The sequence below is a fragment of the Vibrio sp. 10N.222.55.A1 genome, assembly GCF_041473835.1.
In the GTDB taxonomy this organism is placed as follows: domain Bacteria; phylum Pseudomonadota; class Gammaproteobacteria; order Enterobacterales; family Vibrionaceae; genus Vibrio; species Vibrio crassostreae_C.
Genome location: NZ_JBFRSX010000039.1, coordinates 26036 through 50874, shown reverse-complemented (window position 1 = coordinate 50874; position 24839 = coordinate 26036). Strand labels below are relative to the sequence as shown.

Sequence of the window (24839 nt, the reverse complement as noted above, 5' to 3'; positions counted from 1 at the left end):
GACAAAAGGTTTATTATGAATATTACCATTATCACAGCTTGCCCTAGTGGCGTAGCAAACAGCATCATCGCAGCAGGCTTGCTAGAGCAAGCGGCAAAAGCACTGGGTTGGAACGCCGCTATTGAATGTCAATCAAGCGTGTTACCTGATTCAACTGTATCGCGAGACGCTATCGACAGCAGCGACGTTGTAGTTATCGCAGCTAACAAAAATGTTGATAAAGCACGTTTTGTTGGTAAGAAAGTGTACCAAGCGGCTATCTCTGAATGCACTGCAGATGCAAAAGCGTTTCTAGAGAAAGCGGTAGCAGAAGCAACGGTATTAGACGCTTCTCAAGTTGAGACTACAGTGGAAGTTACTGGCACTTCTCCAGCGACAGGCAGCAAGAAGATCGTAGCGATTACCGCTTGTCCAACGGGTGTTGCACACACCTTTATGGCAGCTGAAGCGCTTGAAGCAGAAGGCAAACGCCTAGGTCACCAAATCAAAGTGGAAACTCGCGGCTCTGTAGGTGCGAAAAACCAACTGACAGACCAAGAAATCGCAGACGCTGATCTTGTTATCATCGCAGCTGACATCGACGTTCCTCTGGATCGTTTTAACGGCAAAGCGCTATACAAAACGACAACGGGTCCTGCGCTTAAGAAAACAAAGCAAGAGATGGAAAAAGCATTCGCAGAAGCTAAACCATACCAACACACTGCTTCTTCAAATTCAGCGCCTGCTGACGAGAAGAAAGGCGTGTACAAGCACCTAATGACAGGTGTTTCTCACATGCTTCCTGTGGTGGTTGCGGGTGGTTTGATCATTGCACTCTCTTTCGTATTCGGTATCGAAGCGTTTAAAGAAGAAGGCACGCTAGCAGCAGCACTGATGACTATCGGTGGTGGTTCTGCATTCGCACTGATGATTCCTGTTCTTGCTGGTTTCATTGCATTCTCAATTGCTGACCGTCCGGGTCTGGCTCCAGGTCTAATCGGCGGTATGTTGGCTAGCTCAACGGGCGCAGGTTTCCTAGGTGGTATCGCAGCAGGTTTCATTGCCGGTTACGCAGCGAAATTCATTGCCGACAAGGTTCAACTTCCACAATCCATGGAAGCCCTCAAGCCTATCCTGATCATTCCGTTTATCGCGAGTTTGTTCACTGGTCTTGTGATGGTTTACATCGTAGGTGGTCCTGTTTCTGGCGTGATGAGCGCGATGACAACTTTCCTAAACAACATGGGTACGTCTAATGCGATTCTTCTAGGTGTGATTCTAGGCGCAATGATGTGTTTCGACCTTGGTGGTCCGGTAAACAAAGCCGCTTACACATTCGGTGTTGGTCTACTGGCTTCGCAAACTTACGCACCAATGGCGGCTATCATGGCAGCAGGTATGGTTCCAGCTCTAGGTATGGGCCTTGCGACTTTCCTAGTGAAAGACAAGTTTGAAGCAGGCGAGCGTGAAGCAGGTAAAGCATCATTCGTTCTTGGCCTATGTTTCATCTCTGAAGGTGCAATCCCATTCGCAGCGAAAGATCCAATGCGTGTTATCCCAGCTTGTATGGCAGGTGGTGCACTAACAGGTGCTCTATCAATGATGTTTGGTGCGCAGCTAATGGCTCCACACGGCGGTCTATTCGTACTACTGATTCCTGGCGCTATCTCTCCAGTACTTATGTACCTAGTAGCGATTGCAGCAGGTACGCTAGTAACAGGCTTTGGCTACGCAGCACTTAAAAAGATGAGCGGCTCTAAAGTAACGGCAGAGGCTTAATCCCCCTACTCTGGTTAACGGTTCAGCCCGATAACCAGAGGCTCTTGATAACCGGTTTCTTGGTAAAACGGCTCCTTAAAACAAAGGCTCCTCATTTGAGGAGCCTTTTTATTGTTCATGTATTTTCCGGTCGGAATGAGTTAAGTGCAATATTGGTATATTTGATTAGCTAGTAAGCGTTTCTTCAAAGACACCCAATTCACGACCAAGCCAGATCGCTCGTACTGTGTGATCCAAAGTTTCTTCACCGCCAGTTACAGGGTGAATAAGCACCGACATATCACCGCGTTCTTGCTCAAGCCATTCAACAATGCCCGACTCTTTGTTCGCAAAGTGAATCTCAAACATTGGCATCTTATGTGGACCAACCAAACGCTGTATTAATGGGAAAACCTCTAATACATCTTTACGTTCCGCTAAAATTTTCTGACGCAGTGTTTCTGCTTGCTCTGCAAATCGCAGAGGGAAATAGATATGACCGTGGTACATGGCACCATCCTTTAGAATTATGATGCGAACAGTTTAACCTGCTTTCTCTAGCAAGGACAGTCAACCAATGGCAGCCGAAGTATTAAACATCATGTAGAAGACTGATCTAGCTGAAATTTCTAGAGCATTCCAACAAAAACGCCACACGTAGTTTCAGTGTGGCGTTTGTTTTTAAGCTATAAAATGCTTTAGCAATAATTAGCGTTAGTAAATTGAATCAACATTCAAAGGACTGTTGTTTGGTTTCTCTAGTTTTAATTGTTCAACCGCACTAAGACCTTTAGAGCTAATTCCGCCACTATAAGACTTCGTGCCATCAGCATTAGTCATGGACGTTTCGCCCACGTTCCAAACTTCAAAGAAGTCACTTAAGTCATAGTTTGAAACATAAGAAGCGCACACCATCATTAGGTCTCCACCAGAAAGCCCAGTCTCGCTAGCACTACAATAGTTCGTATTCGAGTCGCCTTCTCTATCACCTCGAGCTTTACGGTGCATAAGTTTGAACATGTTCCAGCCTTCATCTTCACCATACACATCAGATTGGCTTGCGCCGCGTGTATACCAATCATCAATTGCAAAGTTCGATTTTGCCCAGATTTTTAGCTGACCAAACATAACTAATCGTAAACCTGCATCACCATGTGACCACGCATGTTCATTATTAAGCTCTAGCCATTTAGGTGCTTTCTTAATATCCGATTTAATACGATCCATTTCAGGGTTTGCATTGCGCCCCTCTAACTCCTGCATATACAACGCAAGAAGGTTATTGGTCACTTCTGTACTACCAGCCGCAAGGAAAGGAGCTGATGCTAAGTTGTGACCAACTTCATGCCACAACAACCAATCGTTCACAGGGTTGGTTGGAATGTATGTCCGATTTGCGTTAAAGCTTGAATTCATCACTGGGTAGCCAGAGTGAGCAGCGCCAATCGAAATCTGCACGTCATTCACAAAACGATGGCGGAACGCATTCAGTTCTGGATAAGTGAACCTACGGTGTAAACCAGTGCTTTGTTTCTCATCACGCCCGTAGAAGTCACTTGCCGCTTCAGCGAATCGATTCATATCTGTTGCGAATTGGTTCAAATCAGCGGATTCTAGATTCCTGATTGGTGTAGTGTAAATAAATGAACCCGTATCGATTTCTGCAATTGGTGCGTCTGCCGATTGAATAGTGTTAATCCACTGTCCCTCTTTCCACCAAGCCGCTTTTAACGCGCCATCAATGCTAAACGAGACTTCACCAAGCTCTTTTACTTTCGGTTGAATGTAAATAAGGCCACCATATGGAACCTTGAAAGTTAAGCTCGAACCATTGTAGTCAAAGCTGGTTTGCATACGTGGAGGGCGTTTCAAACTCGTTTCGTGATTCGGCTTACCTGTAAGATCATCCGCGATCATCACAGTAATCGTAGCTGCCACGCCATCTTGAATGGTTACTTCTTGTAATTGAGGTGCCCACAGACCTGTCGATTGATTGTTTCCTGCCGAATACGTCACCGCTTTACCGTTGGTCTGAACCATTACCGTACTTGACGAAGATGCCCCCGAAGTTCGACCCGGATACATTGTGGTATCAACAACGATTTCATGATCCCAGAATGAGCGCCCCAACATAATACGAGTCAGAGGTTTCTCCATGTAATTTAATGGATAGCTAGGATTCAACTGCCCAGATAACTCACCTTCGCCATGAATCATTCCATTAGCGACTAACGACGCTTTTAGGTCAACAGGACACTGTGCATCCATTGTGTCTGTTTGATGTAAGTCTTCTGTATAACAGTTAAGGAACTGAACAGCCTGCTTGAACCCCAACTCATCTTGTATTTCTGTTTCAAAATGGTATGCGTTGTCATTCCACATCCAAACAGACAGGTTATCAAACGCTTGATTCAATTCGCTGTTAGACAGACGCTTACCTTGAGTACCTTTTGTTCTATAGTAAATTTCATGCTCATAAAGCGCCGTAAAGTTAGTGCCCAAGTTCGCCGCTTTAACCATGCTACCAACAACAGCTTCACTTACTTCATAGCGATCAAAGTCTGCGCGATGATAAGCACCACGAACAGTAACACCGTCTCCAGAACGAGTCTCAATACAGTTAAATTCATATTCATAATCGTTTGTACAAAGATCAGTTCCAACAAATGCAGATTGCAGTTCTTTGATCGCCGCTTCACGCTCTTCTGCCGATTCAACAAAGATACGTGCGGATTTTTTCTCCATTACTGTTACACCAGACGCATCAAGCACTGGCTTCCCTTCAGCGTCTAACTTAGTAACCTCATAAGTCGGGATCTCAAACTTAATCTTGGACTCATCTTTGATCCACTCAACCGTACCATCTTGATTTACCGTGAATGGAGGCTCTCCTTGGTTATCTTGAAAACGCTCAAGAACCACCATTTCCTTTTGACTCTTCACGTGAAGATTAGGATAAGGTGCTTGGCAGTAATAAGAGCTACCGCAGAAAGCTTGGTTTGTCGGGGTAACGTTTTCACCACCAAGAGATACACCTACGGCATCTGCCAAGCGTCCAACAGGTTCAGGATTAGTCGTTTGAATCGCATCCATAAACAAGATATTGCCACCGTCATTAACATAGTTAATAAGAGCCGTAATATCGTCTTGGTTTAAGTTCGGGTTATCCAAGTCAGCAACAAACTGGTTAGTCATGCCATCTTGAACCAACTTAGGTGGGTATGCCTGAAGGATCAAAATCGGCGTATTACTCGCATCCAAATCATCAAAGTCACCTGAACCACGCTTTTCTACTGACGCAAAACCATACTGAGGACTAACAAAAAACGTGTACTGCTTACCCATTGTGGAGTGGTGATAAGCCGAATAGGCTTGGTCAATATTGGTCACTGCATTCATCCCAGCAATAGGCAAACCATTATTGAACCACTCAAACAAGTTCGAGAAAAACAACCTCATGCTGCCTTGGTCATCATGTAGTAGGTTTTCAAACTTCGAAACAGTGCACTGTTGTTTGTTGCTGTCGATATGTAATGTGCGATTAGCCCAATAATTCTCTGGGCATGACAGAATACTTGGATATAAGCCATTGCCCATGAACACGACCTTACCTTTGCCTATCTCGCCTGCAGTAACGAATGGGAAACCATAAGTCGCGTTGTCTTCAGAGACTAAAGGAATCGGAGGCATCGAGATGCTTGGGTGTTGTGCGATGTAAGGCTTACCTTCACGAGTCCAAGCCTGTTGCTCACCAAAGTAAAGCTCACGGTTTTTATCAGTTCTTGGCATCACCACAGGGAATGCTCTGTTCGATATGTTCAGAGCTCGCATACCACGGGTATACCCCGTCGCACCGTAAAAGCTACCATTGTCATTGAAGACATGGAATTTGGTGACGTTGTGGAAGATTTGCTGCAGAGACTCTGTTACATACTGACCAGAATTCATAGATAAAACGGCAGGTTGACGAACATAATCCATAAACTGAGGCGTTTGGCGCAGCTGCTCATCAATGACTGCCGTTAACCCTTGGCTAAACTGACCAACAAACTCATTAGGAAGTTCGAAGTCTGTACCCTCTATCAGCCCCCCATTTGGCAGAGTTAGGTTGATCAACTCATTTATAACGTTAGGGTAATTTGAAAAGGTATCTTGGACTTCTTCAGATATCTCATAATAACTTACATGATCAACCGCATAGCGCTCTAGTAATGACTGGATATTCGCTTTCTCAACCACATTATTGGTCACATCAGACAATTTATAAGCAACCTGATTACCCGTAATGGAGCCAAACTCAAACGTATCAATACCAAAAACGATTCTGTCGCCCCACAGGTACTCAAAGACTCCCTCTTCATCCGTCACGCCCGTCGCGTTAGCCGAAAAGAAACTGATCCCAGAAATCGGCGTACCATTAGCGTCTGTAAGCTTACTGCGAGTTAACACCTTACCTTCAACACTTGGCTTATAAGCATAGGTAGACTCCGCGTCTGCAGAAACAAAACCAGCGTTAAGGTTATTGTCCGCATTAGGGTCAACCGCAGGAACAACAGTTGTGTCTACGTGTGAACTAGGAGCCTTACCTACTTCATCTGTAGACTCCTCTTCTTTCGATGAAAAGTACGCATCGACAGCATCTTGATCATCAAGCTGCGAGAACACATCCTCAATATCAAAAGCATCCAGCTCTTTTAGACAGATAGCACTTTCAGTCTCACAAACATCAATTGATTCGAGTACCTTGGTAACGTTGTCTCCATGTAATTCTGTCAACTCAAATGCCGCATGAAGCGCATCATTTGAAATCGTGCTTTCTGTGACTTCGGGGAAAGGAGCCGTGAAATCACCTAAAGTAAGGTGACCCAAGGTACAACTAAAACTCACGCCTTGTTTTACACTGAACGTTCCGTTTTCAAGATGAATGCCGTCACAGTACACATCTCCAGAAACAAACGCCCCGCTCGACAACAGTGAACCGATGTAAGTTGTTGGGGGAATAATATCTGTTGGTGGAATAATGTCAGTCGGCGGAAGAATATCCGTTGGTGGAACAATATCTGTCGGAGGAAGAATGTCCGTTGGTGGTACAATATCTGTTGGAGGAGCCGTATCAGGGCCACCACTATAGCTTAGTGAGTCGTGATTACACCCTAAAAGAGCCGTGGATATGATAGCCAACGCAATTAAGTTTTTTTTCATTGAGCGAAGTTAGTCGTAATTTAAAGTGGACCGTTATCTTATAGATTTACTCCACCTCGATGACTATTGTTTTTTGTCTTAACCACAAAGACCATTACTCATAAGCGATTGAATAAGAAAAACAAAATGATAATTGAGACTCTCATTCCAATTACAAAACCTCTCCCTACCTTAAAACGGAAAAACGCCATATCTCGATTGAGATATGGCGTTTCAATTAGCCATTAACATTAAGACCGATAGGGTATATCTGCCAAAAACACGTTCAAAAAAGAACTAAGGCTTAAGCTTTAAAACTCGGTCAATGTCTTCTGCAGAGTGGCGCTCTGGTACTTGCTCCCACTCTTCGCCAAATGAACGGTTAACCACACGGCCGCGTTGGAAGCCTTCGCGCGCTTCTAGTTGCTTCGCCCAGCGCACAACGTTGGTGTATGACTCAACTTGTAGAAACTCGGCCGCATCGTAAATTTTGCCTAGCACAAGGTTGCCATACCAAGGCCAAATCGCGATATCAGCGATGCTTAACTCGTCACCCGCCACAAATGTGTTATTTGCGAGCTGTTTGTCTAACACATCTAGTTGACGCTTAGCTTCCATTGCGAAGCGGTTAATTGGGTACTCTTGCTTTTCATCCGCGTAAGCGTAGAAGTGGCCGAAACCACCGCCTAGGAATGGTGCCGAGCCTTGTGCCCAGAACAACCAGTTAATGGTTTGCGTTCTTGCTGCCCCTTCTTTTGGTAAGAAGTGACCAAATTTTTCTGCTAGATGCATCAAGATAGATGCCGATTCGAATACATTCACGTCTTCGTCACCAGACTTGTCGACAAGTGCTGGTATTTTGGAGTTTGGATTCACGCCAACAAAGCCAGAAGAGAACTGATCAGCCTCACCGATGTTGATCAAGTACGCATCATATTCAGCTTCTTTAACACCCGCCGCTAACAACTCTTCCAGCAAGATAGTGACTTTTTGACCGTTAGGTGTGCCAAGAGAATACAATTGAAAAGCATGGTCACCAACAGGAAGCTCTTTATCAAAGCGAGCTCCAGATTCAGGACTATTGATGTTTGCCCACTTGTTACCACCAGCAGTATCGTTAACCCAAACTTTTGGCGGAGTGTATTGTTCTGACATGATATTTCCTTATTAATATAGGGTCTCACAAACTGATATTAGGTCACATGCCTGCGGTTAAAACCCCTGAATACGATTTATTTTCAAACTGTTAAGCATGGCTTATTCCAGAAAGACATAACCCGCTTAAGCGTTAGTGTGTAGAAGGTAAGTCTGTATTCAAACTTCAATCTAATATCGATAAGTCCACTGCATCATTTAGCAATGATTTTACGAACGACATACCGACAGCTTCAAGAAAGCTGTGATAAAATCGGGATATTACAATTGATAAGGATTTGGCAATGTCTTCTGATTTCACAGGTTCGAGTGCAGCGTATGCTCGCCAAGAGAAAGGCTACCGCGAAAAAGCACTAAAACTGTACCCTTGGGTTTGTGGTAAATGTGCGCGCGAATTTGTTTACTCAAACCTCCGAGAGCTTACCGTTCACCACGTGGATCACGACCATACAAACAACCCTGAAGATGGCAGCAACTGGGAGCTACTGTGCCTGTACTGTCACGATCATGAGCATTCAAAATACACTGACCATGAGCGTTATGGTGTGGATGCAAAAGCGAGTTTAGATGATCATCAGTCAGCGACACACAACCCGTTCGCCGATCTCGCTAAGATGATGAAGAAATAACACACCTTCAGAGTAGTCTTTGGTAGATGGTAACTGCTAGATAATAGATACATAACAAGTAACCCCAGTATGTCACCATACTGGGGTTTCTTTTATCTGCCGTCATAACCAAATAATAGAGTTCAGGTAGGCAGGATCAAAAAAGCCTTCCGAAGAAGGCTTTTTAAGAATCAAATCGAATTATGCTGCCGCTTGCTTGCGAGACTCTTCTACCTTCTTAGCGCGTTGTTTTAGCGTCAATTTATCGCGGTATGCAAACCAAACGTAAGACACAACCACTAAGAAGAACAGGTATGACAATGAGAAAATGAACGGCGATTGAATGATATCGTTCGAGATACCCCAAGAAACACCGATAACAGTCACTGCAATTTTCGCAAAAAAGCCACACATCAATAGCACTAATGCCAACTGTGGGAAACGCGTACTGCGGAATGCAAGCCAGTAGCAACTACCAACTGCTAGAGCCGCAACATAGAAGCCGAATAGGAAAGAGTGAATATGGTCAGCTGCCGCTACACCACCAGAAATTGACATCAATAAAATTAAAAACAGTTTCATAATACTCGCCTCACCATAAGTTGGAAACGCATCCTTTCAAATTTGGAATCTCAGTTTGCATACTATTTTCCCACTTTTTACGGACAACACAACCCCTCCAATCGAACAAAATGTAAGCAAAAGTACTAACAAAAATCACCTTTAACAATTGCTTAACATTCTGTTTTTAATAAAACTCCGTTACTCCTTGTCTCATATGAACAAAGCGCTGTTACGATTTATTTTGTTACACAAATTTAACCTTGGAAATTAATTAAAATTATTTGTAACTCTGTGATATCCGCACGCAATACGCGTCTATTCAAAAACCATCACCTCAAAATCCCTGAAATAATAAGAAGACAGAGCGAAAAAGAACAAAATAGAGAGGTGTTAAAAACATTTCAAAAACCAATGAAAAACAACTTATTAACAAATTGAATTTAATTTACCAAAAATGGAAAAAGAGATTCCAATCACATTTTAATTGGTTATAATCCGCGCTCTTTTGCGCTATCTGTTGATAAACGCAAACTAATTTTGAAGAAACAATCACAATAACCCGTCTTTAGTTAAGTGGCTCTCCACTAACCGATGACAAAACTGAGAATAAAAATGAGCAAGATTGATAAAGCAACACGTATCCTGCTAGCAGGCTTCTGTATCAACCTTTGTCTTGGCATCCTGTATGCTTGGAGTGTATTTAACAAAGCGCTAGTAACTGAAGCTGGTTGGAGTGCTGCTGAAGCATCTTCACCTTACGCTATTGCAACTATCACATTCTCTGTTTGTCTTCTTGTTGCGGGCATCCTACAAGACCGTATGGGTCCACGTAAGATCCTTATCCTAGGTACAGCGCTTACAGGCCTAGGTATGATTGCTTCTGGTTTCGCTACAACGCCTATGATGCTGAACATCACGTTCGGTATTATAACAGGTGCAGGTATCGGCTTCGGTTACGCATGTCTGTCTCCATCAGCAATGAAGTGGTTCCACTCTTCTAAGAAAGGTATGGTTAACGGTCTTATCGCAGCAGGCTTCGGTCTTGCGGCTATTTACCTAGCACCAGTAACTTCTGCGCTAATCGACAGCATGGGTATCCAAACTAGCTTTATGATTCTTGGTGTTGGTGTACTTGCAATCGCAGTACCTCTAGCAGCAACAATCAACAACCCACCAGCGGATTACACGCCAGCTGAGCCTAAAGTAAAAGCAGGCCAAGCTCCTAAAGCGGTTAAGAAGACTGAAGACCTAACTTGGAAAGTAATGCTGAAGACTCCTCAGTTCTACTCTCTATGGATCATGTACGCATTCGCTGCATCTGTTGGTCTAATGATCATCGGTAACATCACTACAATTGCTAGCGTTCAAGCTAACCTGCCAAACGCAGTTTACCTAGCGTCTATCCTTGCAGTATTCAACTCAGGCGGCCGTGTTGCTGCGGGTATGCTTGCAGATAAAATCGGTGGCGTACGTACTCTACTTCTAGCGTTCATCCTTCAAGGCGCGAACATGGCTCTATTCGCTACGTTCAACTCTGAATTCACGCTAATCATTGGTACGGCTATCGCAGCGGTTGGTTACGGTACGCTTCTAGCAGTATTCCCAACACTAACTGCTGAGTTCTACGGCCTGAAAAACTACGGTACTAACTACGGCGTGCTTTACACGGCATGGGGTATCGGCGGCGCTATCGGTGCAGCAGTTGTTGGCTTCTCAATGTCAAACGGCGAAGGTTACGGCCTAGCTTACACAATCTCTGCAGTTATGATGGCAGTGTGTATTGTTCTAGCAATCATCACTAAACCAATCTCTGAAGCTAAAGTTGCTGAACTAAAAGCATCACAAGCTTAATCAACAGAAAAGATTGAATTTGTTACTGAAGAGCTTAACCTTAGGGTTAGGCTCTTTTTGTATCAAGCGACTTCTCCATTGACGACCGAAACCACTCTTCAGCTCTCCCCCACTTATTATCTCGACAACTTCAATCGACTGGTTGAACACGCTCAAACGCTCTACCCCGATCTTCTGAGTGATGATGAATGTCGTTGGTTGTCCGCATACAAACGTCTTTCTGTTTCAAGCCAATGCCTAATGGTTCGTTTGCTTTCTCGTAAAGGCCGTTGGTTTCGCAGCGATAAACTCAACTATGTTGAGATCCCAGATCTAAAGACCGTACTGCAAGAGCTAAACAGCTCAGGCTTCATTGGGTTGAGTCATCCCGAAGAACAGCATGACCTCGCCATTAGTGAGGTCGAGCTCGGATTTCACTTGCTCACCAAACCAGAGCTGTTGAGTGTATTCCCCGCCCTTAAGAGCCATAGAAATGCCAAGAAAGACGAGCTGTTGTTACGGCTTGATCAGCAACCTTTTGACCAATTTCAAAACCTCTCTTTCGACTGTATTTACGTCATCGAATCTCAAGTGATTGATGTATTACTGTTGCTGTTCTTTGCCAACACCTATCAAGACTTAAGTCAGTTCGTGTTAAGCGACCTTGGGCTAAACACCTTTGAGAACTACCCATTAAGCAAGCAACACCGCTTCTTCACCTCTAGGGATCAGCTCAATCAATTAATCCAGATGCGCGATATTCAACGCTTGTATTCAGAAGGTGACCGCAAAGATGGCGAGTTTCTGGAACTGCTTTTAAATGCGATTCCTGAAGAATCAGAACACAGAAGTATTGCCAGAAAACGATCGCGTTTGATCAATGATATTGCTCGCGATCTTGAAAGGCTTAATCTAAACGACCAAGCTATCTTTTGGTTCAGACAATCTACACTTCCTCCGAGCAGAGAACGACTTGCACGCATCTATGATAAGCAAGGTACGCTAGACTTAATGTGTGACATTGTCACGCAAATGAAAGCTACTCCATCGGATGTGTCAGAGTTGGAAATCGCTATTAAGCTTGAAGACCGGCTGCTACGGAAACAGGGGCACAAAGTTTCACGAACCATAAAGCCGAGCTGCAAAGAGTTAAAACTGGAATTAGACCTCAGCCAAACTCGAGTCGAGCTTGCGGTAAAGCAGCATTTTGAGAACCAAGGTTGGGACGTCTACTTTTCAGAAAACAGTTTTCTGTGTGGCTTGTTTGGTTTGGCTTTCTGGGATGTCATTTTCGCAGACGTTGAAGGCGCCTTTATCAATCGTTACCAACATCGACCATTGGATCTGTACCATTCAGATTTCGTAGACAAGCGAGCCGAACAGATTGAAGCCGTGTTTCAGACGATATCCAAACATGGGCTGAACCATTTTCTTGATACTTACGATGAAAAGCAAGGTATCGCGAACCCCTTTGTTCATTGGAATTATTTTCCTAAGGCACTCATCGAACATGGCATGGCTTCAATTCCAAATGCCTTGGTTGTAGACCTCTTCAAAGTGATATTGAGTGACTTAAAGCTATTTAGAACTGGGATGCCGGATTTGATTGCGTTCAAGGGCGATGAGTTTCATTGGATTGAAGTCAAAGGCCCTGGCGATAAACTGCAAGACAACCAGTGGCGCTGGATCAAAGAGTTTGAGCGATTGTCTGTCCCCTTCTCTGTTTGTTACGTCAATCAATGAGTCTTAGCTCTTAACTCTTAACTCTTAACTCTTAACTGCTAGCTTTTAGCTCTTGGGACTTAAATCTAGCTAAGTCTAAACACCAATTTCTGAGCACTAGCGAGTAACGCGCATCGACAAGTCACTCGTCCCATCAAGATCTTGTCTACAAAATTGTTAGAACATGAGCATTTTCAATCATTTTCGATATAATTATAGAAAATGCCTAATATTTAAATACGTATGAATTTGAAAAAACTCTTCATTTTAGCTTTTGTTAGCGTCTTCTCAGGTTGTGCCGTCTACGCGGGTTTAAACTTCGACGAACTGTTTGGTGAACAACAAGTACGCGATCGCCAAGCACCTATTCTTTCAGCTCAAGCGCAGCACTTCATTGACGAAGTAAAGCCCATCATTGATAACCGATGCGTGGTTTGTCACGCTTGTTATGACGCCCCTTGCCAACTCAAAATGTCTTCAGTGGAAGGTATAGACCGAGGCGCGAGCAAGGCACTCGTTTATCAAGGCACCCGCTTAACGGCATCAGCCCCTACTCGCTTGTTTGAAGATGCGTTAACCACGCAAGAGTGGCGCGATGCGGATTTTCATCCAGTCCTCAATGAGCGTATGCAGAACTCAACGGCTAACCTCGATGCTGGTCTTGTTTCTCGTATGTTGATCCAGAAAGAGAATCACCCTCTGCCCGATCAAACCCAGCTTGAAGGTTTCGACTTTTCAATCGATCGCGACCAACAGTGCCCAACCATTGAAGAATACGCTCAATACGAGAGAGATTACCCAACTTGGGGAATGCCTTATGGGATGCCAAACTTAGACAAAACCGAATACGCGACTTTAATGAGTTGGTTGGAAAATGGCGCGTTAATGAACGACCACATTCCATTGACTGATGCAGAACAAGAGCTCGTTAATGTCTACGAAAGCTTTTTAAACAAGAGCGACAATAAGAGTCAACTTTCAGCACGTTATATCTACGAGCACCTGTTTTTATCTCATGTCTATTTTTCTGATTTAGCTCAACCAACGCGTTTCTTTACTGTTGTTCGCTCTGCAACACCACCAGGAGAAGCGGTACAACGCATCACGACTCGTCGCCCTTATGACGATCCAAAAGTAGACAGTGTTTACTACCGTCTGATTCCAGAACAAGGCACTATCGTCGACAAAACGCACATGCCTTTCGCACTTAATAAAGAGCGTCTACAAAAGTGGAACACCTGGTTTGTCGACGTAAATTACGAAGTAAAACAACTACCTAGTTACGACATCGATGTTTCAGCAAACCCAATGACATCATTTGAAGCGCTGCCAGTAAACTCGCGCTTCAACTTCATGTTAGATAACGCGCAAAACACCATCATGGCCTACATCAAAGGACCTGTGTGTCGTGGTCAACTTGCCTTGAACGTAATTAACGACCGTTTTTGGGTTTTCTTCATCGACCCAGAGAAAGCCGATGTTCCGGAAATCAACGCCTTCTACGCAAGTCAAAAGAAAAATTTAAAGCTACCTAGCGAACTAAAAAGTAACACCGTACCTGTGACCAACTGGGTAAGATACGCAAAGCAACAAGCGCAATACCTAAACGCGAAATCAGACTTCACTAACCAATGGTTCGAGAGTGGCGTCCACCTAGACACTGGCATCATTTGGGATGGCGATGGCATCAACCCGAATGCTGCTCTCACCGTCTTTAGGCACTTCGATAGCGCCTCTGTTGTACAAGGGTTAGTTGGCACGCAACCTAAGACTGCGTGGATTCTTGATTATGCTCTTCTAGAGCGTATTCATTATCTTCTCGTTGCAGGCTTCGATGTTTACGGCAACTTTGGCCACCAGCTGATTACACGCATGTTCATGGACTTCTTGCGTCTTGAAGGTGAGAGTAACTTCTTAAGCCTTCTTCCTAAAGACGTTCGTCACATTGAACACTCTAGTTGGTACCAGAACCAAAGCGCACAACTGAGTGACTATTTGCAGCGAAACATTGCACCTTTTGATCAGCCGACCAGCGTGGTTTACAAAACGGCGGATCCGAAACACGAACTGCTTGATATGCTCAAAGATAAGCTCGCACCTGTTCTCGATAATCGCTTTGAGATTGTTGAAACAGGTTTTGGTAGGAAGAATGAAGCACTGCTTAACCAAGTGAATTTGATAAAGGGCGAAGGCCTGCGTCATGTGCCTCAATTAGTGATGATCATGATTGAAGGTGAAAACGGCGAAGAGCAACTGTTCACCATGATTCACAATAACGCGCACAGCAACATTTCTAGCTTGTTTAATGAAGAAGGTAACCGTGATTACGCCAATGATGACCTTACCCTCGTACGAGGCGTTGTCGGTAGCTACCCTGCGGCTTACCTATCATTAACCGAGAGCGAGATTCCTACTCTGGTTAAAACGCTGCAAAACTTAAGCACTGAAGAAGACTACGTGGCGCTGCTGGATAAGTTTGCGGTACGACGCAGTTCTAGCGAGTTCTGGCCATTCAGTGATCGCGTGCATCGTTGGTATCAACAAGACCAACCGATCGAGTTCGGATTGTTGGATTACAACCGCTTCGAGAACCGTTAGTTTTCACTCATAAAGCATAAAAGCAAAAATCCTCTGTCTTGGTAGAGGATTTTTTGTATATGAGAAAGTATCTTAAGTGCTATTGAGAAGCGACGAGTTCTCTATATTGAATCCGATGCTTCCGGTTGGTGTAGCTCATCAAAAAACGCACGCGCGGCGGGGGAAAGGGAATCTACAGGTTGCTTCAACACCACATAAAACTGACTCTTAAGGCTCCACTTCTCGGGCTGAAGCGGAATCAAGGCTTGGTCATAATGGCCACGGTCGATTAAATGAGACGGTAAAAAACTCAGGTGTGTGCCCGCCAAGGTTAAAATTACACCCGACTCGACATGCCAGCCATCAAAAGGCTTTACGGAATCGTACTGCTCAATATTCAGTAATCGGAACATCTCATCTTTGGCATAGCCGCCCATGTTGATACGACAGCCATCCAATGAGAAATCCTTGTCCATGATCTTCTCAGCCAGATCCTTACGCGCATACAGATAACTGTGCTCTTCAAACAGTGGGTATTTATGTTGAAACGCTGATTTTTGATGTGACCCTAGAACCACTATCATCATATCAATCTGGCTCTTTGCTAACTTCTCATTCAACTGGGTGAAATCCCCGACATCAACACTCACCTCTACACTGTTACTGCGTTGGTAAAACGTCTCGATCGCTTTGGGAAGTGGGTTATAAGGCAAAGTGACGGTGTTATCCAAACATCCAATTCGCACATGCCCAGAGAGTTCCGTCTGTACACCTCGTAACTTATAAGCGAAGTCGGTTAAGGTCGATTTTAGTTGGTTCGCATATTTATACACTTGCTCACCTTCATGAGTCAGCTTAAAACCACGTCGACCACGTTGGCATAATGTTAATTCTAAGCTTTTTTCCAAGGCAATAAGCTGATTACTTAGCACTGGTTGACTAATCCCAGTGCTTGCGACCGCCTGATTGATGCCTCCTTGTTCAACAATTTCACAAAAAAGCTCTAATCTACGTAGGTCTCTTTTATCTAACTTATTGTTTGGATTCACTTTGCCACTCACATTTGTTTTTTGTTATGTTTACATCTGATTATATTCATTTATTAACAATAAATACATCAGTATGCTTTATTCACACTTATGGAATAACAATGCATGGATGGCACTATGGCGGCAGAAGCTTACGTGAATAAACCCGAAGCAACACACAGCCACAAAAAGATAGATGACTTCGAGTTGGAACCCGTTCCCGAGAAGGCCAAACGATCTTGGTGGGTCATCAGCCTTATTTGGTTGGCAATCGGCATCGACATTTCGGGACTGTTTCTCGGCTCGATTCTAAGCAGCGGTATTGGTTTTGAAGACGCACTGCTTGCCACGTTTATTGGTTCAGGCTTATTGGCGATCATCGCGATGCTGTGTGCCAACATTGGCTTTCAAGCTGGCGTGTCTACCCCGCTGGTGAGCAGCGCGGTATTTGGCCGTAACGGCGGTAAAATTCTTGGCTTCATCAACGGCATCTCATTAGTCGGCTGGTTCGCATTCCAGGCTGATTTCTTCGCTTTCATCATGGTCGATGCACTGGCGAAATACGACATCATAATTTCACACCTCACCGCTCTTATTGGCGGCAGTGTGTTAATGATGATGACGGCTATCTATGGCGTTCGTGCTTTAGGCAAACTCAGTACCTATTCTGTTCCATTGATGGTGACGTTGATTACCATCGGTTTGTTTATGGCTGCTGATTATCAAGGTGGCGCAGCGCCATCGATTGAAGATCCTTTGACGCTTGGCCAAGCCATCTCTTTTGTTATGTCTATCTGGATTCTAGCTGCGGTTGCTGCACCTGATATTGCTCGCTACGCCAAAACACGCCGTGATGCGATTTTAGGAGCGGGTATCGGTTTCCTCGTCGGCAACAGCGCCATCATTCTTATCGCATTGATCTTGACTAAAATGACCGGCACCGACGACCTAGTCGAAGTCTTCTTCACCCTAGGTTTAGGCATGGCGGCCATTATAGTACTGGTATTCGCACAATGGACCACCAACAGTAGCAACCTAACCTCTGGCGGCTTATGCATGTCGATGGTTCTACCTAAGATTCCGCGCCCTGTTCTGGTTGTGATCATGACCATCGTCGGCATTGGTATCGCTCAACTCGGCATGGTGAACAAGTTTACCGACTTCTTAATGCTACTCAGCGTAACCATTGCGCCTGCTGCGGGTGTCTACATCGTTCAATATTATGTTTTAGATTCGACAAAAATGAGCTTTGAGAACATCCAACAAGTTCCAGCTTGGATGTTTAAAGGCTTGGCTTCTTGGGCATTTGGTACTGCATTCAGCGCTTGTACTGCACCAGAGTTTTTCAACCTGTTTTCGTTCACCAGCATCTCGGCGTTAGACGGCATTCTTGCCGCTGGTGTGATTTACCTCGCCCTAATGAAGCTTTCTCCTTCAAGTGATAAGGAATAGTAGTTGTGATTATTACTGAACAAATGATTGATGATATCGCGCTGGGTGCGACGGTATTAGGTACTGGCGGCGGCGGTGACCCATACAGCGGTGCCTTGATGGCGAAAGTAGCCATTGCAACGGCAAAGCACCCTGTACGCATGATTCCTTTAGAAGACGTACAAGACGATTGGATGACAGTGCCCTCTTCAATGATTGGCGCACCAACCGTCGCAGTAGAGAAACTCAATTCGAAAGATCAAATGTTGATTGCTTTCGAAGCGATGGAAAAAGCGCTCGGCACTGAAGTGGCGGCAACGTTTCCTATCGAAGTAGGCGGCTTCAATTCATTGATTCCAATTCTCGTTGCAGCACAAAAGAGCATTCCTGTGATCGATTGTGATGCGATGGGACGTGCGTTCCCAGAAGCTCAGATGGTGACCTTCTTTCTTGATGGTCTCCCTTCGGCACCGAACACATTGGCCGATGAGCGTGGCAATATCGTCACGCTTTATCCGATTGACGGTATTTGGTCTGAAAAGTTTGCGAGGCCGATTACCGAACAGATGGGTGGCTCTGCAGCAATGTGCGATTACCCAATGAACGGTAAGAACCTAAAACGCAGTGCACTGCCTGCGACACTGACCCAAGCAATGAAGATTGGTGAAGCGATTAGACTGGCGAACGACAACAATAAAAGTGGCACACAGGCCGTATTAGACATTGTCGGCGGCCATACCATCATCAGTGGCAAGATTGTTGATATTCAACGTGAAACCGATGGTGGTTTTGCAACAGGTGGTGTCGTGATTGAAAAGCTGGCTCAGTTTGAAGATACCGGCGTCGATAACGTGTTTGTGCAGTTCCAAAACGAATTACTTCTCGCGCACAAAGGTACAAGCCGCGCAGACATGAGCCAAGATAACCTGCTGGCATCAACACCGGATCTTATTTCGATCTTGGATCATGAAACGGGTAAGCCAATCACAACCGAACAACTTCGTTACGGGCAGCGCATCGACCTTATCGCTTACCCTTGCGACCCCAAATGGCGCACTGACAAAGGTATTGAAGTCGCGGGCCCGGGTTACTTTGGCTACACCGTCGAGTATCAAACCATTGAACAACTAAAGTCTGCATTGAAGAGGTAGTCGCATGACAAACATTACGCTTGATTACTGCCGTTTGGGCATTGACGTAGGTGGCACCAATACCGACGGTGTGCTGCTCGACGCAGACTTAAATGTGATTGCCAAAGTAAAAACCGCAACCACACATGATGTTTCAACAGGGATCGACAACGCGATTTCTGCGCTATTAAACCAAGCAAACATTGATGGTCAGCAAGTGAAACACGCGATGCTTGGCACGACTCAATGCACCAACGCAATCGTTGAACGAAAAGGCTTAGACAGAGTCGGCATGATTCGCTTAGCGCTTCCCAGTGGTGATAGCGTCCCGCCCCTTTGTGGTTGGAGTGAAGCGTGGCAAAACCTGCTTGGTCAGCACTTCTACCAAGCACACGGCGGCTATGAATATGACGGCCAGTTGATTGCCGACATTCAAGAGTCTGAGATCCGCGAGCTTTGCCAGAAAATGAAAGGCCAAGTGGATTCCATTGCTATCTGCGGAGTGTTCTCTCCCGTCAACGGCGACCAGGAGCTTCAAGCAGCAGAATGGATTCAACAAGAACTTCCGGGCGTGAACCTATCGTTATCCCATAAAGTGGGCAGTTTAGGGCTTTTAGAGCGTGAGAACGCCACTATCCTCAATGCGGCTCTGCAAGGGACAGCAAAACGATTCGTTGACGGCTTTTGCAGTGCACTCATCAATCATGAAATCCACACCACGCCTTATTTCGGTCAGAACGACGGAACACTGATGTCACAGCAGTTCGCATTGATGTACCCGATTCTTACCGTGGCTTGTGGGCCAACAAACTCGATTCGTGGAGCGAGTCACTTAACTAAGTTAAAAGACGCGATTGTGGTCGATGTGGGCGGCACTACGTCTGATATCGGCGTACTGACTCACGGCTACCCAAGAGAATCGAGCTTAGCAGTAGAAATCGGTGAAGTGAGAACCAACTTCCGTATGCCTGATATTTTGGCGTTAGCCATTGGTGGTGGTACCAAGGTTCGCTTTGAACAGCAGCGTATAGAGCTAGGCCCAGAAAGTGTTGGCCATACCTTGACGCAAACGGCGCGTAGCTTTGGTGGTGATGAACTTACGCTCACCGATATTGCACTCAAAACAGGACAAATGCAGTGGCAGGCAGAACATCAACTGAGTGATGAGATTGGTGTTTCAGCCGAACAAGCAAGCAAGATTTATCAACAAATGGTCACGGATGTTGAAGAAGGCATCGATAAGATGAAGACCTCTGCGGCGAGTGTACCCGTAATCATGGTTGGTGGTGGTAGTGCCCTATTCCCAGATCATTTTGAAGGTGTGAGCCAAGTGGTTCGTCCTGAGCACTTTGAAGTGGCTAATGCGATTGGTGTTGCGTTGGGTGAAATATCAGGTCAATTCGATAAGATCGTACCGATTGACCCAGCATCACGTGAAGAGACCTTAAAGGGCTTGGAAGCGCAATCAAAGCAACTGGCGATTGAAGCTGGCGCATGCAGCGATAATGTCGCGATCATTGAACGCAGCGAGATTCCATTAAGCTACCTACAAGGCAATATGGTTCACGTTAAGATCAAAGCTGCTGGACATATCAAGATGGCTTAGAGCCGTTCCTTGAAAGCCTTACTTAGATTCTTATTCGACAATAAAAAAGCAGGTCACTTCTTCATATTAAAACGGAGAAATAGCCTGCTTTTTGTTTTCTGTTCTTATTTTGGGGCTTTCCGCCCAATAGCCACTCTATAGTTGCTCTCGGAGCGCTGCTAACGAGTCTTTCACCAATTCAGGTAATGAGTCTGCATTATCGCGATATTGAAGTAATGGATCCTCGCTCGCTTCAATGCTCTGGCATAAAGCAAACAGTGCAGATAATCCTAGGCTGCCGGCAGACCCTTTCAGTTTATGAGCTAAAGACTTAATTTCACGAGCGTTGTCAGCGGCACTTGCCACAATCAGTTCATCGAGAGTGACTTGGCTGCTTTGGTCAAACAACCCAACAATCTGCACTATTTTTTCTCGACCGAGAATGGCCAAGTCGTCTTTGATAATCTTAGGGTTAATCATCTGCACAATCGGTTCTCCTTGATTATGTTCCGCGTCTTGGTTTGCTCGTTGTGTCGAGCTTGCAAATGCCAATGCTGATAAGTCTAGCTCGGTTTCCTGAGGTTTAGAGTTTAGCTGACAGCAAACAGCATCTGACGGATCCGGCTGAGGCAGCAACAGCGTGTGACCGTCCAACTGCTCAACAATCAATTCCGATAATGCTTCCTTCTCTAACGGCTTAGGTAAGAATCCATCAAAGCCAGACGACAAATAGCTTTCCACTTCTTCGTTAAACACATGAGCCGATACTGCGATCATTGGGGGTACTTTTCGAATTACGTCTTCTTCACTTTTATGCTGAAGCGCATCGTCTTTGAGTTGTTGAATTAACTCGACGCCATCGCAGTCGGGTAAGTTAATGTCCACCAGCGCAATATCGAACTCTTGCTCACTGAATATGGCTCTCGCTTCTTGTCCGGTTGTCGCAATCACAACCTCGTGCCCCAAGTTATGCAAGAAGCCTTCAGCAACGATGCAGTTTACGGGGTTATCTTCAATCAGAAGTACTTTAGCTCGAATACACGCTTCAATGACCGGTACTTTCGTTTCTATCTTCTCACCGGCTTCAAGTGGCAGTGAGAACCAAAACTGGCTACCCTCGCCTTCTTCAGAATGAACGCCAATATCCCCGTTCATTGCCAACATGATGCTTTTACTGATCGCTAATCCAAGCCCTGTGCCGCCGGTTTTGTTGCGACCGCTATCGGTTTGGGTAAAGGCATCAAACAGACAAGCTTGTTCGCTAGCATCAATACCGACACCTGTATCTGACACTTCAAACATCACTCGATTTTCATCTTCGATATCTAAGCTGATAAAGATATCGACCGAGCCACTTTCCGTAAACTTAATCGCGTTACCGACCAAATTATTCAAGATTTGGCTGATTCGCGTTACGTCACCACGCCAATAGCGTTGCACATCACTTTCAATATGGAAATCAAAGTTCAGCTTCTTCTCAGCGGCACGCCCTTCCATCAATTGGTAGGTATCTTGAACCATCTGATGAAGATCAAACGAAGCAGTGCGGATTTCTAAATGCCCTGCTTCAATCTTTGAGTAATCCAACACGTCATTCAAAATCGCGAGTAGGTTCTTACCGCTGCGGTTAATGATGTCTGCATAGCCGGATTGCAGCGGGTCTAACCCGGTATCTTTGAGCAATCTTGCAGTACCTAATACACCGTTCATCGGCGTTCGTATTTCATGACTCATCGTCGCAAGGAAAGCGGATTTTGCGCGGCTTGCTTGTTCTGCGGCGTTACGAGCCTTAGCGTGGTTCCCTACCTCGATGTTCAGCTTCTCATTGGTCTTTTGCAGCTGGTAGGTTCGGTCTGTGACCAACTCTTCTAAGTGTTCTTTGTGCTCTTCAAGTTCGCGTTTCGCCTGTGCTTCACCCACCGCAACCACTTGTAGCGCCTGCGCGGTGTTTCTGGCAGTGATGATCGCCTCGCCCATATGAGCCAGCTCATCATTACCCTTTACCGAGATATCAATATTCAGGCGACCTTGTGCGATAGACATCAAGGCCGATGAGTATTCAGTAAGACGTTTAACAACCGAGATATACACCACTCGCCACACGATAAATGCAACGATAACCAAACCAATAACCGAAATCACAGACAGTGACCATTGAGCCAAATTCAACGTGCTGGTCAGCTCATCAACCGCTTTTTTGGTACTGCGGTTTGAATCATCAACCAGTTGGTTAACCGTTGTATTCAGCTGAGAGAACAGCTCCAACGTATTTTGCATCAGAAACTCTGACTTTTTGGTGTTCTCATATTGTTCTAATGAAATATCGAACACGACTTGGCGTTTTCTGAGCTCTTCTAGAAGCTGAGACATCTGCGCTGAACGAGTAGGATCTTCGACCGCTTTAACGCGGCGCGCCATGATTCTTAGGTTGGATTCAAATTCTGATTGGATTTGATGAATACGCTCTACGTTGGTAACGGTTTGCGTTTCTTCAATTTGGTTAAGCATTTTGAACGCCAGCAAATGCAATTCGTGTAGGCGCTCAGACAAATCAAGGTCAACCTCTACAAGCGCATCTAAGGCTTGGTAGGCTTTATCCGTTTCTTTGGTTTCTAGCAGGTCATAGATATGCGTGACGTTAGCAACCGCAATGGTAGCCGTGTTCAAAACTTGGGTTCGCGTCAACTGCTCTAGCTCTTCGGCCAATAGGCGCATCTCTTCGACACGAGACGACAACTCTTTGCTTAACCAAAGCTTACGCTCAACCGACACACCCAACTCAGCCAGTGTGTTAATAACGCTTTGAACATTGTTTTCGAGTTTATTGAGGAGCTGAGAATCGAAACTGTCGACACCAAGCTCTTTGATATGTTGAAGAAGCGACTCAAGTTGGTCAAACAGTACGGTGCCAGCCTCTTTTCTTTCAGCTTCGTTTCTCGCATTAGAAAGTGTTTGTACTGACGAAATAATACGGTTACTCAACTCAGAAACCTGACGAGCTTCGATCATGGCAGGAAGCGCCGAATCAACGACGTTTCTTTCCGTTTTGGCTACAAAGCTAAAACCAGAAACACCGATCAATGCAGACAATAGAACCAACAGTGCCATCACTAAGAATGAGGCCAGCAGCTTGCGTCCAATACTCGCTGAAGCTAACAACATAAACTCTAAACCTTAAAACGTTCTTCTTTACCCATGCAGAATACGCTATATTTTGCAGTGTTTCTTATCTAAAACCAACAAAACGGCAATTCATGCTATCTAGACCTTTCGCTTCAATAATTCTTCTCTCACTACTGGCCTCAGTGACTACTGTCGCAGGTGCTAGTGAGCCTTTGAGCCCAATAAAACCCGCCAATGCCACATCACAAAAAGAGAAAATCTGTGCCATTTATCCGCACCTCAAAGACTCTTATTGGTTGTCGGTAAACTATGGAATGATCTCTGAAGCAGAAAAGCAGCAAGTTGAGCTAAGAGTATTGGAAGCTGGCGGTTACCCCAACGTGGCCAAACAAGCCTCGCAACTGGTGCTTTGCACGCAATGGGGAGCCGATGCCATTATTTTAGGTACGGTTTCACCCGATGCGTATCATGACAATCTCAGCGATTGGGTTGGCTCGACGCCTGTGTTTGCTACGGTAAATGAGTTAACCGTCAATGAAGAACAACAGAAGGTATTAAAAGGTACGGTCGGTGTCGATTGGTACCAAATGGGATACCAAGTCGGAGATTTTTTGTCGAAACGACACCCGAAAGGATCAGGCGAAACACCTATCGCCCTGTTACTTGGCCCACAAGCGAGTGGCGGCACTAAGCCTGTAGCACTGGGGTTTTATGATGCGATCAAGTCGAGTGATATCAAAATTGCGATCAGCTATTGGGCAGATAACGATAAAGAACTTCAAAGAAATCTAGTACAGCAGGTGATAGAAGAACCTGATATCCAATATATAGTCGGAAGTGCCGTCGCGATTGAAGCAGCGATCAGTGAGCTACGAGCGGCCGATAAAACCGAAGATATTGGGTTAATCTCAAGTTACCTAAGTCACGGAACCTACCGTGGTTTACTCCGTAACAAGGTACTTTTTGCGCCAACAGATAAAATGGTTGAGCAAGGTCGCTTGTCGGTAAAACAAGCCACGAGTTACTTACGCGGTCAACCTTACGAGCAACACAGCGCACCGATTATCGAAGCGCTGACACCTGCAACTCTCAAAGATCAAATTATCGCCGACTCATTGTCACCTTCTGAGTTTCGTCCGGTATTCAGTGTGAATCCATAGTGCTATAT

At 45.1% G+C, this 24839-nt stretch carries 15 protein-coding genes; 9 read left to right on the top strand and 6 right to left on the bottom strand.

The features are described from left to right. The first annotated feature begins 15 nt into the window (after positions 1-15). Positions 16-1758 carry a PTS fructose transporter subunit IIBC gene (fruA, locus tag AB4493_RS13375; protein WP_372155164.1) on the top strand — a complete coding sequence of 581 codons (1743 nt, stop codon included), beginning with the start codon at positions 16-18 and terminating at the stop codon, positions 1756-1758. A 165-nt stretch (positions 1759-1923) separates the two neighbouring features. Here the strand turns inward: fruA and AB4493_RS13370 are convergent, their stop codons facing one another. The 3 genes from AB4493_RS13370 to yghU all read right to left on the bottom strand — a co-directional run bounded on the left by AB4493_RS13370 (position 1924) and on the right by yghU (position 8073). Beyond that, on the bottom strand, positions 1924-2247 hold the full coding sequence (locus AB4493_RS13370; RefSeq protein ID WP_017060873.1) for a DOPA 4,5-dioxygenase family protein: 324 nt from the start codon (positions 2245-2247) through the stop codon (positions 1924-1926). A 204-nt stretch (positions 2248-2451) separates the two neighbouring features. After that, positions 2452-6939 carry an SslE/AcfD family lipoprotein zinc metalloprotease gene (locus tag AB4493_RS13365; protein WP_372155162.1) on the bottom strand — a complete coding sequence of 1496 codons (4488 nt, stop codon included), beginning with the start codon at positions 6937-6939 and terminating at the stop codon, positions 2452-2454. Positions 6940-7215: 276 nt separating this feature from the next. Then, positions 7216-8073, bottom strand: a complete 858-nt coding sequence (yghU, locus tag AB4493_RS13360) for a glutathione-dependent disulfide-bond oxidoreductase (RefSeq protein ID WP_017064768.1) — start codon at positions 8071-8073, stop codon at positions 7216-7218. Positions 8074-8357: 284 nt separating this feature from the next. Here yghU and AB4493_RS13355 point away from each other — a divergent pair, with 284 nt between their 5' ends. Beyond that, positions 8358-8702, top strand: a complete 345-nt coding sequence (locus AB4493_RS13355; RefSeq protein WP_017060876.1) for a YajD family HNH nuclease — start codon at positions 8358-8360, stop codon at positions 8700-8702. 180 nt (positions 8703-8882) lie between these two features. Here the strand turns inward: AB4493_RS13355 and AB4493_RS13350 are convergent, their stop codons facing one another. Then, positions 8883-9263 carry a hypothetical protein gene (locus tag AB4493_RS13350; protein WP_017064770.1) on the bottom strand — a complete coding sequence of 127 codons (381 nt, stop codon included), beginning with the start codon at positions 9261-9263 and terminating at the stop codon, positions 8883-8885. 594 nt (positions 9264-9857) lie between these two features. On the opposite strand from AB4493_RS13350, the gene AB4493_RS13345 reads away from it, so the two are divergent. From AB4493_RS13345 to AB4493_RS13335, 3 genes are all read left to right on the top strand, one after another. Continuing rightward, positions 9858-11096 carry an OFA family MFS transporter gene (locus AB4493_RS13345; RefSeq protein ID WP_017067032.1) on the top strand — a complete coding sequence of 413 codons (1239 nt, stop codon included), beginning with the start codon at positions 9858-9860 and terminating at the stop codon, positions 11094-11096. Between the two features lie 57 nt (positions 11097-11153). Beyond that, positions 11154-12818 carry a VRR-NUC domain-containing protein gene (locus tag AB4493_RS13340; protein WP_136974410.1) on the top strand — a complete coding sequence of 555 codons (1665 nt, stop codon included), beginning with the start codon at positions 11154-11156 and terminating at the stop codon, positions 12816-12818. Between the two features lie 222 nt (positions 12819-13040). Further along, positions 13041-15395: a fatty acid cis/trans isomerase gene (locus tag AB4493_RS13335; protein ID WP_372155160.1), complete on the top strand. Its 2355-nt coding sequence runs from the start codon at positions 13041-13043 to the stop codon at positions 15393-15395. 101 nt (positions 15396-15496) lie between these two features. Here AB4493_RS13335 and AB4493_RS13330 read toward each other — a convergent pair whose 3' ends face one another. Then, positions 15497-16435 (bottom strand): LysR family transcriptional regulator, encoded by a 939-nt coding sequence (locus AB4493_RS13330; RefSeq protein ID WP_017069448.1) that lies wholly within the window; start codon positions 16433-16435, stop codon positions 15497-15499. A 93-nt stretch (positions 16436-16528) separates the two neighbouring features. On the opposite strand from AB4493_RS13330, the gene AB4493_RS13325 reads away from it, so the two are divergent. The 3 genes from AB4493_RS13325 to AB4493_RS13315 are packed head-to-tail and all read left to right on the top strand — an operon-like array spanning position 16529 to position 20569. After that, on the top strand, positions 16529-17854 hold the full coding sequence (locus tag AB4493_RS13325) for a cytosine permease (protein ID WP_017064775.1): 1326 nt from the start codon (positions 16529-16531) through the stop codon (positions 17852-17854). Between the two features lie 5 nt (positions 17855-17859). Then, a complete protein-coding gene (locus AB4493_RS13320) occupies positions 17860-18984 on the top strand; it encodes a DUF917 domain-containing protein (RefSeq protein WP_372155158.1) in 1125 nt (374 codons plus the stop codon). 4 nt (positions 18985-18988) lie between these two features. Next, the gene (locus tag AB4493_RS13315; protein WP_017064777.1) at positions 18989-20569 is read left to right on the top strand and encodes a hydantoinase/oxoprolinase N-terminal domain-containing protein; all 1581 of its coding nucleotides are present in this window, start codon (positions 18989-18991) and stop codon (positions 20567-20569) included. A 135-nt stretch (positions 20570-20704) separates the two neighbouring features. Here the strand turns inward: AB4493_RS13315 and torS are convergent, their stop codons facing one another. Further along, positions 20705-23710 (bottom strand): TMAO reductase system sensor histidine kinase/response regulator TorS, encoded by a 3006-nt coding sequence (gene torS / locus AB4493_RS13310; RefSeq protein WP_372155156.1) that lies wholly within the window; start codon positions 23708-23710, stop codon positions 20705-20707. A gap of 92 nt (positions 23711-23802) precedes the next feature. On the opposite strand from torS, the gene torT reads away from it, so the two are divergent. Beyond that, positions 23803-24831 carry a TMAO reductase system periplasmic protein TorT gene (gene torT / locus AB4493_RS13305; RefSeq protein ID WP_102332911.1) on the top strand — a complete coding sequence of 343 codons (1029 nt, stop codon included), beginning with the start codon at positions 23803-23805 and terminating at the stop codon, positions 24829-24831. Positions 24832-24839 lie beyond the last annotated feature (8 nt).